This is a genomic window from Enterobacter cloacae complex sp. 382A5, from assembly GCF_050031095.1.
GTDB lineage: Bacteria > Pseudomonadota > Gammaproteobacteria > Enterobacterales > Enterobacteriaceae > Enterobacter > Enterobacter cloacae.
Genome location: NZ_JBLGVK010000001.1, coordinates 384136 through 399780 on the forward strand (window position 1 = coordinate 384136; position 15645 = coordinate 399780).

Annotated in this window: 9 protein-coding genes, 2 tRNA genes and 3 rRNA genes; 7 read left to right on the forward strand and 7 right to left on the reverse strand. The window is 54.0% G+C overall.

The window, feature by feature from the left end:
• Window positions 1-10: 10 nt before the first annotated feature.
• On the reverse strand, window positions 11-1003 hold the full coding sequence (kdgT, locus tag ACQG2G_RS01805) for a 2-keto-3-deoxygluconate transporter (protein WP_013095118.1): 993 nt from the start codon (window positions 1001-1003) through the stop codon (window positions 11-13).
• 649 nt (window positions 1004-1652) lie between these two features.
• Between kdgT and proP the strand changes: the two genes are divergently transcribed.
• The gene (gene proP / locus ACQG2G_RS01810; RefSeq protein WP_013095119.1) at window positions 1653-3155 is read left to right on the forward strand and encodes a glycine betaine/L-proline transporter ProP; all 1503 of its coding nucleotides are present in this window, start codon (window positions 1653-1655) and stop codon (window positions 3153-3155) included.
• 33 nt (window positions 3156-3188) lie between these two features.
• Here proP and ACQG2G_RS01815 read toward each other — a convergent pair whose 3' ends face one another.
• Complete coding sequence (locus tag ACQG2G_RS01815; protein WP_038418498.1) at window positions 3189-4142, reverse strand: nickel/cobalt transporter; 954 nt, start codon at window positions 4140-4142, stop codon at window positions 3189-3191.
• A 497-nt stretch (window positions 4143-4639) separates the two neighbouring features.
• On the opposite strand from ACQG2G_RS01815, the gene ACQG2G_RS01820 reads away from it, so the two are divergent.
• The 4 genes from ACQG2G_RS01820 (at window position 4640) to rrf (ending at window position 9607) form a co-directional block, all read left to right on the forward strand.
• A 16S ribosomal RNA gene (locus ACQG2G_RS01820) occupies window positions 4640-6179 on the forward strand.
• A gap of 84 nt (window positions 6180-6263) precedes the next feature.
• A tRNA-Glu gene (locus ACQG2G_RS01825) sits at window positions 6264-6339 on the forward strand.
• A 182-nt stretch (window positions 6340-6521) separates the two neighbouring features.
• Window positions 6522-9425, forward strand: a 23S ribosomal RNA gene (locus ACQG2G_RS01830).
• A gap of 66 nt (window positions 9426-9491) precedes the next feature.
• A 5S ribosomal RNA gene (gene rrf, locus ACQG2G_RS01835) occupies window positions 9492-9607 on the forward strand.
• The 16S, 23S and 5S rRNA genes sit together here with 1 tRNA gene alongside, the layout of an rRNA operon.
• 240 nt (window positions 9608-9847) lie before the next feature.
• Here rrf and ACQG2G_RS01840 read toward each other — a convergent pair.
• Window positions 9848-9923, reverse strand: a tRNA-Phe gene (locus ACQG2G_RS01840).
• A 168-nt stretch (window positions 9924-10091) separates the two neighbouring features.
• Between ACQG2G_RS01840 and ACQG2G_RS01845 the strand changes: the two genes are divergently transcribed.
• Window positions 10092-10937: an AraC family transcriptional regulator gene (locus tag ACQG2G_RS01845; RefSeq protein WP_061771808.1), complete on the forward strand. Its 846-nt coding sequence runs from the start codon at window positions 10092-10094 to the stop codon at window positions 10935-10937.
• 36 nt (window positions 10938-10973) lie between these two features.
• On the forward strand, window positions 10974-11564 hold the full coding sequence (locus ACQG2G_RS01850; RefSeq protein ID WP_058650682.1) for a LysE family translocator: 591 nt from the start codon (window positions 10974-10976) through the stop codon (window positions 11562-11564).
• On the opposite strand, the gene ACQG2G_RS01855 is transcribed toward ACQG2G_RS01850, so the two are convergent.
• The 4 genes from ACQG2G_RS01855 to ACQG2G_RS01870 all read right to left on the reverse strand — a co-directional run bounded on the left by ACQG2G_RS01855 (window position 11561) and on the right by ACQG2G_RS01870 (window position 15599).
• Window positions 11561-12136, reverse strand: a complete 576-nt coding sequence (locus ACQG2G_RS01855) for a transcriptional regulator (RefSeq protein ID WP_013095254.1) — start codon at window positions 12134-12136, stop codon at window positions 11561-11563. The genes ACQG2G_RS01850 and ACQG2G_RS01855 overlap by 4 nt on opposite strands.
• Window positions 12137-12184: 48 nt before the next feature.
• Window positions 12185-13885: a protein-disulfide reductase DsbD gene (locus ACQG2G_RS01860; RefSeq protein WP_058680755.1), complete on the reverse strand. Its 1701-nt coding sequence runs from the start codon at window positions 13883-13885 to the stop codon at window positions 12185-12187.
• The gene (gene cutA, locus ACQG2G_RS01865) at window positions 13861-14184 is read right to left on the reverse strand and encodes a divalent cation tolerance protein CutA (RefSeq protein WP_013095256.1); all 324 of its coding nucleotides are present in this window, start codon (window positions 14182-14184) and stop codon (window positions 13861-13863) included. Before cutA ends, ACQG2G_RS01860 begins: the two co-directional genes overlap by 25 nt.
• Window positions 14185-14297: 113 nt before the next feature.
• Window positions 14298-15599: an anaerobic C4-dicarboxylate transporter gene (locus ACQG2G_RS01870; RefSeq protein WP_013095257.1), complete on the reverse strand. Its 1302-nt coding sequence runs from the start codon at window positions 15597-15599 to the stop codon at window positions 14298-14300.
• Window positions 15600-15645: the final 46 nt, after the last annotated feature.

The following is a 15645-nucleotide window of genomic DNA, read 5'->3' on the forward strand; positions in this document are numbered from 1 at the left end:
ATGCGGTGCGTTAATGATGAAGCTCTACCGCTTTCGGTTCTGTATCCGGCTCGGGGAGATTGCCGAAGCGCTTCGCATACAGGGCCGTGATGATGGGCACCAGAATGGCGGTGACGATCACGCTGGCGGCAACCAGCGCCGTTGCCGAGGCCGCAACCGGTTCGAAAGCCGGGTTAATCTGGGCAATGATCACCGGATTCGCCACGGCGGCCCCGGCGGCTGAAGAGGCGGCTACACCTGCCGTTCCGTTTCCTCCGCCAATTACGCGATCGGCAATGATCAGCGGAATGCCGGTGATAATGATAACAGCCACGCCCAGGACAATACCCAGCAGACCGGTATCGAGGATCACCTTCAGGTTAATGGTATTCCCCAGCGCGAAGCCGAAGAACGGGATCAGCACCGGCGTGGCTTTGCTGAAGAAATCGCGCAGATCGTGGTCCAGATTCCCCAGCGCAAAACCGATCAGGAAAGGCAGGATCGCGCCGACAAAGTGGTGTGGTTCAAACGAGGCCAGCCCCGCCGAGCCCAGAATCAACATCGTCATCAGCGGACCGGACTCCAGAGACATCAGCACAAAGGCGCCAGACTCCTCTTTTGTGCCGTACTGGTTCATCAGGCTGGCATAGAGCCCACCGTTAGTCATATCCATCGCGGAGACAATGGCCAGAACGGATAATCCGGCGAAGAATCCGGTCTGAATGCCATTCTCCGGAATGAACAGTGCACAGACCATTGCCACAACCCAGGCAACCGCAATTTTCGTTATAACCAGCGTTCCGGATTTACGTAATACGGTACCCGTTGCCCGCAGGTTAATAGATGCTCCAATACAAAAGAACCAGACGGCCAGAATGGGCACGGTTCCCGTAATCATTCCTTTTGTGAAACCACCAAAATAAGCACCGGTATCAGGTGCCAGGGTATTCAGAATGGCGCCAAGCACCAGAGGAACCAGCATCATCCCGCCGGGGATGCGTTCTATTGTGGCTTTAATCTTCATGTACAACCCTCACATCGTGTCCCGCGTGGCGGACGGAATGCTATCGAAAATAAAATCAACAAATTCAGTTAATTGAAAGGATGCTTAGCCTGGCGCTTCGTTATCCTTTCAGGGAAATTAATCGCGCGCTCTTGATTCATGCCGCTCAAAAGCCCGCTGGACGTTGCGTTCGGATTTATCATGCGATCTTTGGAATGATGATTCAATGAAAATAAAACAGCGTTTTAGTTATCTCTATCACATATTCGGCGTAAATATTCGAACCGCGTTTTAATATTTAAAATTTATGTAAATCTGATGTGACGCAGTATGGTTTTGAGAATTGTTGTTCAGGCGATAATAACGTGCGTGAGCATGTTCTTTTTTGGTGGATAAGAAAGAGCTGATGGGCGGAAATTGACAAATATTGAACTCAGTTGACGATATGGAAAAATATATGTGAAGTTGATCACAAATATAAACGCTGGTAGGGTAAAAAGGTCATTAACTGCCCAGACAGGCGTCAACAGGTTCGGTTGTATCGACGTAAAACGTCAATGTAAGTAAACCTGCTACGCTTGAATAAGGCGATTCGCATGGAGCGGATCCCCGTTTCACGGTTCACCAGATGGCCGGTGAAATGGACAGGGCTGAGTCTACGAGGAAAGCTATGCTTAGAAGGAAAAAGATTAAACCCATCACGCTTCGCGACGTCACCATCATCGATGATGCAAAACTGCGTAAAGCGATCACTGCCGCCTCGCTCGGTAATGCGATGGAATGGTTCGATTTTGGTGTCTACGGCTTCGTGGCCTATGCGTTAGGTAAAGTGTTCTTCCCCGGCGCTGACCCCAGCCTGCAGATGATTGCCGCGCTGGGTACGTTCTCGGTTCCCTTCCTCATTCGCCCGCTGGGTGGTCTGTTCTTCGGTATGCTTGGTGATAAATATGGTCGTCAGAAGATCCTGGCCATCACCATTGTCATTATGTCGATCAGTACATTCTGTATCGGCCTGATCCCGTCTTATGCTTCGATTGGCATCTGGGCGCCAATATTGCTGCTGCTCTGTAAGATGGCTCAGGGATTCTCCGTTGGGGGAGAATATACCGGTGCCTCGATCTTCGTTGCAGAGTACTCCCCGGACCGTAAACGTGGCTTCATGGGAAGCTGGCTGGACTTTGGTTCCATTGCCGGGTTCGTCATGGGTGCGGGCGTGGTGGTGCTGATTTCAACCGTGGTTGGTGAGGCGAACTTCCTTGAATGGGGCTGGCGTATTCCGTTCTTCCTCGCGCTGCCGCTGGGGATCATTGGCCTGTACCTGCGTCATGCGCTTGAAGAGACGCCTGCGTTCCAGCAGCACGTTGATAAGCTTGAGCAGGGTGACCGCGAAGGTCTGCAGGATGGCCCGAAAGTCTCCTTTAAAGAGATCGCGACTAAACACTGGCGCAGCCTGCTGGTCTGTATCGGCCTGGTGATCTCCACGAACGTGACTTACTACATGCTGCTGACCTACATGCCGAGCTATCTGTCGCATAACCTGCACTACTCGGAAGACCACGGTGTGCTGATCATTATCGCCATCATGGTGGGTATGCTGTTTGTGCAACCGATTATGGGGCTGTTGAGTGACCGCTTTGGCCGTCGACCGTTCATTATTCTGGGTAGCGTTGCGCTGTTTGCCCTTGCTATTCCGGCATTCATTCTGATTAACAGCAATGTGCTGGGCCTGATTTTTGCCGGCTTGCTGATGCTGGCGGTGATCCTCAACTGCTTCATCGGGGTGATGGCCTCTACACTACCGGCCATGTTCCCGACGCATATTCGCTACAGTGCGCTGGCGGCGGCCTTTAACATCTCGGTTCTGATTGCCGGTCTGACGCCGACGCTTGCCGCCTCTCTGGTGGAAAGCACGCAAAACCTGATGATGCCCGCTTATTACCTGATGGTTATCGCGGTGATTGGTTTGATTACGGGTATTACCATGAAGGAGACGGCGAACCGTCCTCTGAAAGGGGCGACGCCTGCGGCATCGGATATTCAGGAAGCGAAAGAGATCCTGCGCGAGCATTACGATAACGTCGAGCAGAAGATTGAAGATATTGACGCAGAGATTGAAGAACTGCAGAAAAAACGCTCCCGACTGGTGGACCAACATCCACGCATCAACGAGTAATCAAAAAACCCGCCGCTGGCGGGTTTTCTTTTATTAGCATCCTGCTGCGATGTAATCGCCATTGGCGCTGATGGGGATCACCGTCAGGAACAGGATGGTCGCAAACAGGATCAGAACAATCCCGCCAGCAATCTTGACCGCCGGAACCAGCCACTTCAGCGAGGCGCCGCCGCCAAACCAGGCGACCGTGCGCTCGCGGGCGTAACGCACGGCCAGCGATAGCCCCATAATCGACAGCGCGGTTCCCAGCGACATGGTCATTACCGCGGCCATTCCCCAGGTGACGATGCCCAGCGCATTCGAAAACATCAGGATCATAATGGCCCCACTGCACGGACGCGCGCCGATCGCCAGAATTACACCCAGACGGGTTTTCCAGTCACCCTGCGCAAGGTCTGCCCCTACGCCGTGATGGCCGCAGCCACAATGTTCATCATGCTGGTGAAGGGGCGTGATGGCGGAGATTGCCATCCTGCGCGGGCGCAGGCTTTTCAGCGCCTGGTAAATGATAAACGCGCCGAATGCGCCAATGAGGACCGCGCTTATCTTCTCGACATACCAGCGGCTGGTACTGATATCCCCGGACGCCAGGTTAAAGCCCACCGCCAGAATAAAGACAAACAGAATGGCGCTGACGCCCTGCAGCATACTGCCAAAAAAAGGCACGACCCGGGCAGCCAGTTCGCTCTCTTTATTTGTACTGAGATAGGTAGTGACAATGAATTTGCCGTGCCCCGGCCCGATAGCGTGAAGTACGCCATAGAAGAACGCGCCGGTTAATAGCCATAAGCCACCGCTGTACTGATGGTTATTAAGCTGCAACAGGTACATCACCAGATAACGGTGCAGGGTGATTTGCGTAGCAAGACACCATTGGATGAAAGCCCCCCAGTGTGCGTGCAGAGTGAAGCCCGCAATAAGGAGTAGCAGCGTCATGAGGCCAGCGCCAGGAATGCGCCAGTCTCGGGTGAGGCGTTGTGTGATCATGGATATTGTCTGTCAGGGAAAATATTTGCCAATAGTATAGTTGATTATCCCCCTCAATCCGTGGGTTCTTATGAAGCTTACGCGTTGTATTGTGGATAAGTCTGTGTGTAAAAGGGTATAAAGCGGGGTTTTGCTGGGGAATACAGCAGTCAGTCATCTTTTTGCAACTTTTCGGTTGCGGTCGCTCGGGAACTCCCTATAATGCGCCTCCATCGACACGGCGGATGTGAATCACTTCACAAACAGCCCGGTCGGTTGAAGAGAAAAAATCCTGAAAATCAGGGTTGACTCTGAAAGAGGAAAGCGTAATATACGCCACCTCGCGACAGAGCGCTGAAGCGCGTCGCAACTGCTCTTTAACAATTTATCAGACAATCTGTGTGGGCACTCAAAGTGACATGGATTCTTAACGTCGCAAGACGAAAAATGAATACCAAGTCTCAACGAGTGAACACGTAATTCATTACGAAGTTTAATTCATTGAGCATCAAACTTTTAAATTGAAGAGTTTGATCATGGCTCAGATTGAACGCTGGCGGCAGGCCTAACACATGCAAGTCGAACGGTAGCACAGAGAGCTTGCTCTCGGGTGACGAGTGGCGGACGGGTGAGTAATGTCTGGGAAACTGCCTGATGGAGGGGGATAACTACTGGAAACGGTAGCTAATACCGCATAACGTCGCAAGACCAAAGAGGGGGACCTTCGGGCCTCTTGCCATCAGATGTGCCCAGATGGGATTAGCTAGTAGGTGGGGTAACGGCTCACCTAGGCGACGATCCCTAGCTGGTCTGAGAGGATGACCAGCCACACTGGAACTGAGACACGGTCCAGACTCCTACGGGAGGCAGCAGTGGGGAATATTGCACAATGGGCGCAAGCCTGATGCAGCCATGCCGCGTGTATGAAGAAGGCCTTCGGGTTGTAAAGTACTTTCAGCGGGGAGGAAGGTGTTGTGGTTAATAACCGCAGCAATTGACGTTACCCGCAGAAGAAGCACCGGCTAACTCCGTGCCAGCAGCCGCGGTAATACGGAGGGTGCAAGCGTTAATCGGAATTACTGGGCGTAAAGCGCACGCAGGCGGTCTGTCAAGTCGGATGTGAAATCCCCGGGCTCAACCTGGGAACTGCATTCGAAACTGGCAGGCTAGAGTCTTGTAGAGGGGGGTAGAATTCCAGGTGTAGCGGTGAAATGCGTAGAGATCTGGAGGAATACCGGTGGCGAAGGCGGCCCCCTGGACAAAGACTGACGCTCAGGTGCGAAAGCGTGGGGAGCAAACAGGATTAGATACCCTGGTAGTCCACGCCGTAAACGATGTCGATTTGGAGGTTGTGCCCTTGAGGCGTGGCTTCCGGAGCTAACGCGTTAAATCGACCGCCTGGGGAGTACGGCCGCAAGGTTAAAACTCAAATGAATTGACGGGGGCCCGCACAAGCGGTGGAGCATGTGGTTTAATTCGATGCAACGCGAAGAACCTTACCTGGTCTTGACATCCACAGAACTTTCCAGAGATGGATTGGTGCCTTCGGGAACTGTGAGACAGGTGCTGCATGGCTGTCGTCAGCTCGTGTTGTGAAATGTTGGGTTAAGTCCCGCAACGAGCGCAACCCTTATCCTTTGTTGCCAGCGGTTAGGCCGGGAACTCAAAGGAGACTGCCAGTGATAAACTGGAGGAAGGTGGGGATGACGTCAAGTCATCATGGCCCTTACGACCAGGGCTACACACGTGCTACAATGGCGCATACAAAGAGAAGCGACCTCGCGAGAGCAAGCGGACCTCATAAAGTGCGTCGTAGTCCGGATTGGAGTCTGCAACTCGACTCCATGAAGTCGGAATCGCTAGTAATCGTAGATCAGAATGCTACGGTGAATACGTTCCCGGGCCTTGTACACACCGCCCGTCACACCATGGGAGTGGGTTGCAAAAGAAGTAGGTAGCTTAACCTTCGGGAGGGCGCTTACCACTTTGTGATTCATGACTGGGGTGAAGTCGTAACAAGGTAACCGTAGGGGAACCTGCGGTTGGATCACCTCCTTACCTTAAAGAACCTGCCTTTGCAGTGCTCACACAGATTGTCTGATGAAAAGTAAATAGCAAGGCGTCTTGCGATTGAGACTGTACGTCCCCTTCGTCTAGAGGCCCAGGACACCGCCCTTTCACGGCGGTAACAGGGGTTCGAATCCCCTAGGGGACGCCACTTGCTGGTTCGTGAGTGAAAGTCACCTGCCGTCATATCTCAAAACTGACTTGCGAGTCATGTTTGAGATATTTGCTCTTTAAAAATCTGGATCAAGCTGAAAATTGAAACGACACACAGTTAATGTGTGTTCGAGTCTCTCAAATTTTCGCAATCAGAAGTGAAACATCTTCGGGTTGTGAGGTTAAGCGACTAAGCGTACACGGTGGATGCCCTGGCAGTCAGAGGCGATGAAGGACGTGCTAATCTGCGAAAAGCGCCGGCGAGGTGATATGAACCCTTGACCCGGCGATGTCCGAATGGGGAAACCCAGTGCAATCCGTTGCACTATCGTTAACTGAATACATAGGTTAACGAGGCGAACCGGGGGAACTGAAACATCTAAGTACCCCGAGGAAAAGAAATCAACCGAGATTCCCCCAGTAGCGGCGAGCGAACGGGGAGCAGCCCAGAGTCTGAATCAGCTTGTGTGTTAGTGGAAGCGTCTGGAAAGTCGCACGGTACAGGGTGATAGTCCCGTACACGAAAGCACACAGGCTGTGAACTCGAAGAGTAGGGCGGGACACGTGGTATCCTGTCTGAATATGGGGGGACCATCCTCCAAGGCTAAATACTCCTGACTGACCGATAGTGAACCAGTACCGTGAGGGAAAGGCGAAAAGAACCCCGGCGAGGGGAGTGAAAAAGAACCTGAAACCGTGTACGTACAAGCAGTGGGAGCACCTTCGGGTGTGACTGCGTACCTTTTGTATAATGGGTCAGCGACTTATATTCTGTAGCAAGGTTAACCGTATAGGGGAGCCGAAGGGAAACCGAGTCTTAACTGGGCGTTAAGTTGCAGGGTATAGACCCGAAACCCGGTGATCTAGCCATGGGCAGGTTGAAGGTTGGGTAACACTAACTGGAGGACCGAACCGACTAATGTTGAAAAATTAGCGGATGACCTGTGGCTGGGGGTGAAAGGCCAATCAAACCGGGAGATAGCTGGTTCTCCCCGAAAGCTATTTAGGTAGCGCCTCGTGAACTCATCTTCGGGGGTAGAGCACTGTTTCGGCTAGGGGGCCATCCCGGCTTACCAACCCGATGCAAACTACGAATACCGAAGAATGTTATCACGGGAGACACACGGCGGGTGCTAACGTCCGTCGTGAAGAGGGAAACAACCCAGACCGCCAGCTAAGGTCCCAAAGTCATGGTTAAGTGGGAAACGATGTGGGAAGGCCCAGACAGCCAGGATGTTGGCTTAGAAGCAGCCATCATTTAAAGAAAGCGTAATAGCTCACTGGTCGAGTCGGCCTGCGCGGAAGATGTAACGGGGCTAAACCATGCACCGAAGCTGCGGCAGCGACGCTTATGCGTTGTTGGGTAGGGGAGCGTTCTGTAAGCCGTTGAAGGTGGCCTGTGAGGGCTGCTGGAGGTATCAGAAGTGCGAATGCTGACATAAGTAACGATAAAGCGGGTGAAAAGCCCGCTCGCCGGAAGACCAAGGGTTCCTGTCCAACGTTAATCGGGGCAGGGTGAGTCGACCCCTAAGGCGAGGCCGAAAGGCGTAGTCGATGGGAAACAGGTTAATATTCCTGTACTTGGTGTTACTGCGAAGGGGGGACGGAGAAGGCTATGTTAGCCGGGCGACGGTTGTCCCGGTTTAAGCATGTAGGCGGAGGTTCCAGGTAAATCCGGTACCTTTTAACGCTGAGGTGTGATGACGAGGCACTACGGTGCTGAAGTAACAAATGCCCTGCTTCCAGGAAAAGCCTCTAAGCATCAGGTAACACGAAATCGTACCCCAAACCGACACAGGTGGTCAGGTAGAGAATACCAAGGCGCTTGAGAGAACTCGGGTGAAGGAACTAGGCAAAATGGTGCCGTAACTTCGGGAGAAGGCACGCTGATATGTAGGTGAAGCCCCTGCGGGTGGAGCTGAAATCAGTCGAAGATACCAGCTGGCTGCAACTGTTTATTAAAAACACAGCACTGTGCAAACACGAAAGTGGACGTATACGGTGTGACGCCTGCCCGGTGCCGGAAGGTTAATTGATGGGGTTAGCGGCAACGCGAAGCTCTTGATCGAAGCCCCGGTAAACGGCGGCCGTAACTATAACGGTCCTAAGGTAGCGAAATTCCTTGTCGGGTAAGTTCCGACCTGCACGAATGGCGTAATGATGGCCAGGCTGTCTCCACCCGAGACTCAGTGAAATTGAACTCGCTGTGAAGATGCAGTGTACCCGCGGCAAGACGGAAAGACCCCGTGAACCTTTACTATAGCTTGACACTGAACACTGGTCCTTGATGTGTAGGATAGGTGGGAGGCTTTGAAGCGTGGACGCCAGTCTGCGTGGAGCCATCCTTGAAATACCACCCTTTAATGGCTGGTGTTCTAACGTAGACCCGTAATCCGGGTTGCGGACAGTGTCTGGTGGGTAGTTTGACTGGGGCGGTCTCCTCCCAAAGAGTAACGGAGGAGCACGAAGGTTAGCTAATCCTGGTCGGACATCAGGAGGTTAGTGCAATGGCATAAGCTAGCTTGACTGCGAGAGTGACGGCTCGAGCAGGTGCGAAAGCAGGTCATAGTGATCCGGTGGTTCTGAATGGAAGGGCCATCGCTCAACGGATAAAAGGTACTCCGGGGATAACAGGCTGATACCGCCCAAGAGTTCATATCGACGGCGGTGTTTGGCACCTCGATGTCGGCTCATCACATCCTGGGGCTGAAGTAGGTCCCAAGGGTATGGCTGTTCGCCATTTAAAGTGGTACGCGAGCTGGGTTTAGAACGTCGTGAGACAGTTCGGTCCCTATCTGCCGTGGGCGCTGGAGAATTGAGGGGGGCTGCTCCTAGTACGAGAGGACCGGAGTGGACGCATCACTGGTGTTCGGGTTGTCATGCCAATGGCACTGCCCGGTAGCTAAATGCGGAAGAGATAAGTGCTGAAAGCATCTAAGCACGAAACTTGCCCCGAGATGAGTTCTCCCTGAGACTTAAAGTCTCCTGAAGGAACGTTGAAGACGACGACGTTGATAGGTCGGGTGTGTAAGCGCAGCGATGCGTTGAGCTAACCGATACTAATGAACCGTGAGGCTTAACCTTACAACGCCGAAGATGTTTTGGCGAAGAGAGACGATTTTCAGCCTTGATACAGATTAACAGAATTTGCCTGGCGGCTTTAGCGCGGTGGTCCCACCTGACCCCATGCCGAACTCAGAAGTGAAACGCCGTAGCGCCGATGGTAGTGTGGGGTCTTCCCATGTGAGAGTAGGGAACTGCCAGGCATCAATCAGGAAGAACCCCGTACCGTAAGGTGCGGGGTTTTTTGCTTTGCACGCCAGAAAACATGCCGCATGGCGGCTTCGCCTTATCCGGCCTACAAAACCTGTAGGCCCGGTAAGCGCAGCGCCACCGGGCATGGCAGATCGCACGATCCCACGGTAAAGAGAAACAAGAATACTAAAGAAGGGATTTATAAATGCAGAAAAGCAAAAACCCAGCCATAGGCTGGGTTCTTTAAATAGTGGTGCCCGGACTCGGAATCGAACCAAGGACACGGGGATTTTCAATCCCCTGCTCTACCGACTGAGCTATCCGGGCAACGGAGCGCATTAAACCGCAATCCTGCCCGAGCGTCAACATTATTTAGGGAAAAGCTGTTCAACTGCTTAAGTTTGCGGCAATCTGTCGGTTTATGCGACGAAAGTGCACAAATCTTCCAGACAGAACCCGTTCACTGCAGCAATGCTGATAGTAAGAGGAGGCAGTATGGCGAACGACTGGCTTGAGCTGCGTCAGCATGCAGAGACGGGCATTGAGACGATTAAAGCGCACTTCGAAGGGCATGCCTACGATCCGCACTGGCACGACAGCTATCTGGTAGGGATCACCCTTTCGGGTACTCAACAGTTTCACTGCCGCCGCGTGCGTCATCGTAGTCAACCGGGGGATGCGTTTTTACTGGAACCGGGTGAGATCCATGATGGTGACGCACCTGTAGAAGGCGGCTTTACCTATCTTACCTTTTATCTGGATGAGCAGTGGCTAACACGTACGCTGCGCGGATTATATGACGCTACGCCTGACAGCTATTCACTGCACTTTTCTCAAACGCTGACGCGCGAGCCACGGCTGGTACGTAGCATCGGTGAGACCTTTGCCACACTGCATAACGCGGAGATGAAAATCGTTCAGCAGAGCGCGATGGATAATCTGCTCTCTCAGATCACCGCCCACAGCCACTGGCGTAAGCGGCTCCCGTCTCAACGGCAAAGCGCTGCCGTCGCGCATCGTGCACGCGATTACCTCTACGCGCATATGGACGAAAACGTCGGGTTGTCGGATCTGGCACGTGAGACGGGAACCGACCGCTTCACGCTGACGCGCTGTTTTAAACGCGAGTTTCACCTGGCACCGCATGCGTGGCTTATTCAGCTACGCCTTGCAAAAGCTCGCCAGTTGCTGGCTCATGGTGAGCTGCCCGTGGATGTGGCATCGGCGGTAGGCTTTGCCGACCAAAGCCACCTTGGACGCTGGTTCCAGCGAGCATACCGTATATCGCCAGCCTATTACCGTCGGCTGTGCACAAACCTTCCAGACGTTTCCAGAAAATAGCGGCACATTGATGGCTCTGATAATAAGGAGCCACCTGTGAGTACAATACCTTTTCTGCTGTTTGCCTTTGTCGCTTCGATAACGCCAGGGCCGACCAATATCCTCATTCTCACCAACAGCCAGCACTTCGGCATCAAAAAAACCGTTCCGGCCATTCTTGGAGGATGCATGGCGGCGAGCATGATTGTGCTGGTTTCAGGTGCCGGTGCAGGGGAAGTGCTTCGCCAGTATCCCCTGATTCGCCAGATGATGAGCTGGGCAGGGGTGTTATGGCTAAGCTGGATGAGCTGGCAGCTATTTAACGCGCCTGCAGCAAACCTCTCTGCGAAGACGCAGACCCGTTTTACCGCGCAAGCTGCAGCCCTGTTGCAGATCGTAAATCCGAAAACCTGGATGATGGCGCTGGCGGTTGTCAGCCTGTTTGCCCCTGCAAGCGAGCACGCGCTGCGGGATATAGCGCTGATGGCGCTGTGGTTTCTGGCCATCTCGGTGGTGTGTCTGATGTGCTGGGCGTGGCTGGGGAAGGCGGTAAATCAATTCTTTCGCACCACCGTGGCGATGGTGCGATTTCAGCGGCTGATGGCGTTGTGCCTGCTTGTCTCAGCCTGGGCTGGGGTGCTGGCTTAGGTCAACGCGCCGCCCATGCGGCACTGGGCAAAGCGCAGGATGTCCTCTGCCAGGCGGTGAGCGGTATCCACATCGGCCTGGCTACGATTTACCAGCATACGGCTCAGGCAGCCTTCCAGCACCAGCTCCATCTGCTTTGCCACCATTGCCGGATCATCCACTTCAAGCGTTGTCAGCAGTTCGTGGGTGAAATCGTGCGCCGCCCGTTTTTGCTGATCCGCCAGCTGATGGATCGGATGGCCTGGATCGGGGTAGTACGTGCAGGCGGCGATAAACAGACAACCCGGATAGCGGTTGTTACTTACACATTCCGTCAGCGCGGTATAGCGCGCCAGCAGCTTCTGTTCGGCGGTCAGCTCTTCATTCAACATCAGCTGCCTGCGCCAGATATCAACCTGCTGGCTGAGGTAGCGCAGGGCATCATAAAGTAGCGCCTCTTTATCGGGCCAGAAGCGCGTAAGCTCATCCAGAGGGTAATCGATACGGTCGGCTACCATCTCAAGCGTGGTGCTGGCGATCCCTTGAATCTCAAGTAATTGCAGGGCTTGTCCCAGTACGTCTTCGCGTTGCACGGTTCTCTCCTCCGTTATTCCCAACGGTTGTCCCGTTTAAAGTGTTGTTTACGGTTGGCGATCGCGCAAATGCGCGCTGAAAGCCGCCGCGTCCATAAACCCGGTCACACGCTGCCCTGGCTGTTCTTCACCCTGTTGATTGAAGAACAGAATGGTCGGCAGCCCGAGCACGTTAAGTTGCTTCAGCAGGGCTTTATCCTGCGCATTGTTGGCGGTCACGTTTGCCTGAAGCAGAACGGTCCCGTTTAGCGCACCTTGCACCTGCGGGTCGCTAAAGGTGTACTTTTCAAACTCTTTGCAGGCAACGCACCAGTCTGCGTAGAGATCGAGCATCACCGGTTTGCCGCGCGCCTGGGCCAGAGCCTGGTTAAGATCATCCACGTTCTTAATCTGGATGAAATTCAGATGCGCCTGGTTCTGAGCCACTGGCGTGCCAAATGCCCAATCCTGAAGTGGACGCACGCTCACCAGCGCAGCGGCGAGCAGGACGATTTGTACCAGACGCATCCACGCGCTTTTTGCCCCCAGACTGACGATAAACGCCCAGGAGAAGAACGCTACGCCGAGCATCGCCCACAGGCGCATCCCCCAGACGTCACCGACAATACGCTCCAGCAGGAAGACCGGCAGCGCCAGAATGACAAAGCCAAACGCGGTTTTCACCGTCTCCATCCACGGCCCGCTCTTCGGCAGCAGGCGGTTGCCAAATACCGTGACCAGGATCAGCGGCAGACCCATCCCAAGCGCGTAGAGGTACAACGTACCGCCGCCAAGCCACATATTACCGCTCTGGGCGATATAGAGCAGAATCGCGCTAAGCGGTGCGGTGGTGCAGGGCGAACAAATCAGCCCGGCGATAGCTCCCATCGCAAACACGCCACCCGCTGACCCCCCCTGTTGGCGGTTGCTGAGCAGCGTTAAGCGGGTTTGCAGGGAAGACGGCAGTTGCAGGGTGAACAGGCCAAACATCGACAATGCCAGCAGGATAAACACCACCGACAGGCCGATAAGGACATAAGGGTGCTGAAGAGCCGCCTGGAACTGTAAGCCGGCCGCCGCAACCACGAGGCCGAGTGCCGTATAGGTTAACGCCATTCCCTGCACGTAAATAAAGGCAAGCAGTAGCGCGCGGGCGGTGCTAAGACGCTGTTTTCCGCCCAGCACTATCCCGGAGATCAACGGGTACATTGGCAGTACGCATGGCGTGAAGGCGATGCCGATACCAATCAGCAAGGCCCAGAGTGCGGAGAAAGGGAGGTCTGACGCAGGCTCACCTTCACGCTTGACCTCTGCAGGAAGAGGAGCAACGTTGGCGGCAGACGCTTTAACTTCACTAAGCGGAACGACCCTGGTTTCTGGGGGATAGCAGAAGCCTGCATCGGCACAGCCCTGGTAAGTGACGGTGAGCGTAGCGCCTTTGTCTGCCTGTTGCACCGTTACGGGCACGCTTAAGTGCTGGCGATAAATCTCGCTTTTGCCGTAAAACTCATCCTCGTGCCATTCTCCCGCAGGCAGTTGCAGCGCGCCCACGCTTGCCTGAGCGGGTGTGATACTGACCTGCTTACGATACAGGTAATAGCCCTCTTTCACCTGCCAGGTGAGGTTGAGGTCATGCTGGTTTTGCTGGAAATCGAAAACAAATGCCTGATCGGCAGGAATAAAGTTCGAACGACCGGGCGCGTCAAACAACCCGGCAAAGACTGACGTGCTGCACAGCAGCAGGATCAGCGTAAGGAAACGTTGAGCCATGAGAGATAATCGTTATCACCGTGGAGCACTGGCAATACCAGCAGTTCCGGAGTTTGGTAAGGATGATGAGATTTGAGGCAGTCAAGAAGCGCCTGCTGGTTTGCCGGGTTGGTTTTGAGCAACATCTGGACTTCGTACTCCTGCTCCAGTTTGCCTTCCCAGTAATAAAGGGAGGTCGCTCCGGGGAGGAGGGTTACACAGGCAGCCAGTTTTTCGGCCAATACTTTGGCGGCGAGATCCTGGGCGGAAGCTTCATCAGGGGCGGTACACAATACGACAACAGCATCAGGCGTGTTCACAAGTCGACCTCCTCATCACGAAAGTGGTCACTATATCACGCAAGACGATTGGTCATTAATGAAACGGGCCGCAGAGCGGCCCGATTTTAACTATTTTTACAACCCGAAACGGTTTACAGCACGACGCCGCCGATGATAAAACCGAGGATCACGCACAGCGTAATCGCGACCACACCCGGGATCAGGAACGCATGGTTAAACACATACTTACCGATGCGGGTTGAACCGGTGTCATCCATTTCAACCGCCGCCAGCAGGGTTGGATAAGTGGGCAGAACGAACAGGGCAGAAACGGCAGCAAACGAGGCAATGGCTGTCAGTGGCGTTACGCCCAGCATCAGAGCCGCAGGCATCAGCGCCTTGGTCGTGGCAGCCTGAGAATAAAGCAGGGTAGCGGCAAAGAACAGTACCACCGCCAGCAGCCATGGGTAGTTGTGCAGCAGGTCACCCGCAACGGTCTGGATATCGCTAATGTGCGCTTTTACGAAGGTATCACCGAGCCATGCCACACCCAGCACGCACACGCAGGCGCTCATACCGGATTTAAAGGTGCTGGCATTCAGCACTTCGCTGGTATCGATTTTACAGGTGATGCTGATCAGGGTTGCGATGGTCAGCATGAATACCACAATCGCTTCGTTACGCGGCAGAACCGGGTTCTGGATGAGGCCTACTGTGTCACTGATGGCCGTCGCGTAGAACATCACCGCCACGATACCGATCAGGAACAGCACCACGGAGCGTTTCGCATGCGGCTTCAGTTTGAAGACCTGGCTACCGCGCAAGCTCACTTCGCCCTTGGCCAGACGTTCCTGATAAACCGGATCGTCTTTCAGTTCAGCACCGAGGAAGTTACACAGCACGGCGGTGATCATGACTGCAATCAACGTTACCGGAATACAGATCGCCAGCAGCGTCAGATAGCTCACACCCATGGGTTCCAGGATACCGGCGAAGAACACCACTGCCGCGGAGATAGGCGAGGCGGTAATCGCAATCTGGGAGGCCACCACCGCAATAGAGAGCGGGCGAGATGGACGGATACCCTGTTCTTTCGCCACTTCGGTAATCACCGGCAGCGTGGAAAAGGCAGTGTGACCGGTACCGGCGAGAATGGTCATGAACCAGGTCACCAGCGGGGCAAGGAAGGTAATGTATTTAGGATGACGGCGCAGCATACGCTCCGCCAGACTCACCAGGTAGTCCATACCGCCAGCCACCTGCATGGCGGCGATAGCGGCAATAACTGCCATGATGATTTCGATAACGTCAAACGGGATTGCGCCGGGTTTAATCTGAAAGATAAGGGTAAGAACGAGCACCCCGAGACCGCCGGCAAAACCGATGCCGATACCCCCGAGTCTTGCTCCCAAATAAATCGCCAACAGGACGATGACGAGTTCTGCTCCAAACATAAGGACCTGCCTTGCTTATTAACAAGTTGATATTGAATTGTTGTAT

Coding starts and splice junctions, on each gene's coding strand:
- kdgT (WP_013095118.1), bottom strand. CDS start 1,003: ATGAAGATTAAAGCCACAATAGAACGCATCCCCGGCGGGATGATGCTG.
- proP (WP_013095119.1), top strand. CDS start 1,653: ATGCTTAGAAGGAAAAAGATTAAACCCATCACGCTTCGCGACGTCACC.
- ACQG2G_RS01815 (WP_038418498.1), bottom strand. CDS start 4,142: ATGATCACACAACGCCTCACCCGAGACTGGCGCATTCCTGGCGCTGGC.
- ACQG2G_RS01845 (WP_061771808.1), top strand. CDS start 10,092: ATGGCGAACGACTGGCTTGAGCTGCGTCAGCATGCAGAGACGGGCATT.
- ACQG2G_RS01860 (WP_058680755.1), bottom strand. CDS start 13,885: ATGGCTCAACGTTTCCTTACGCTGATCCTGCTGCTGTGCAGCACGTCA.
- ACQG2G_RS01870 (WP_013095257.1), bottom strand. CDS start 15,599: ATGTTTGGAGCAGAACTCGTCATCGTCCTGTTGGCGATTTATTTGGGA.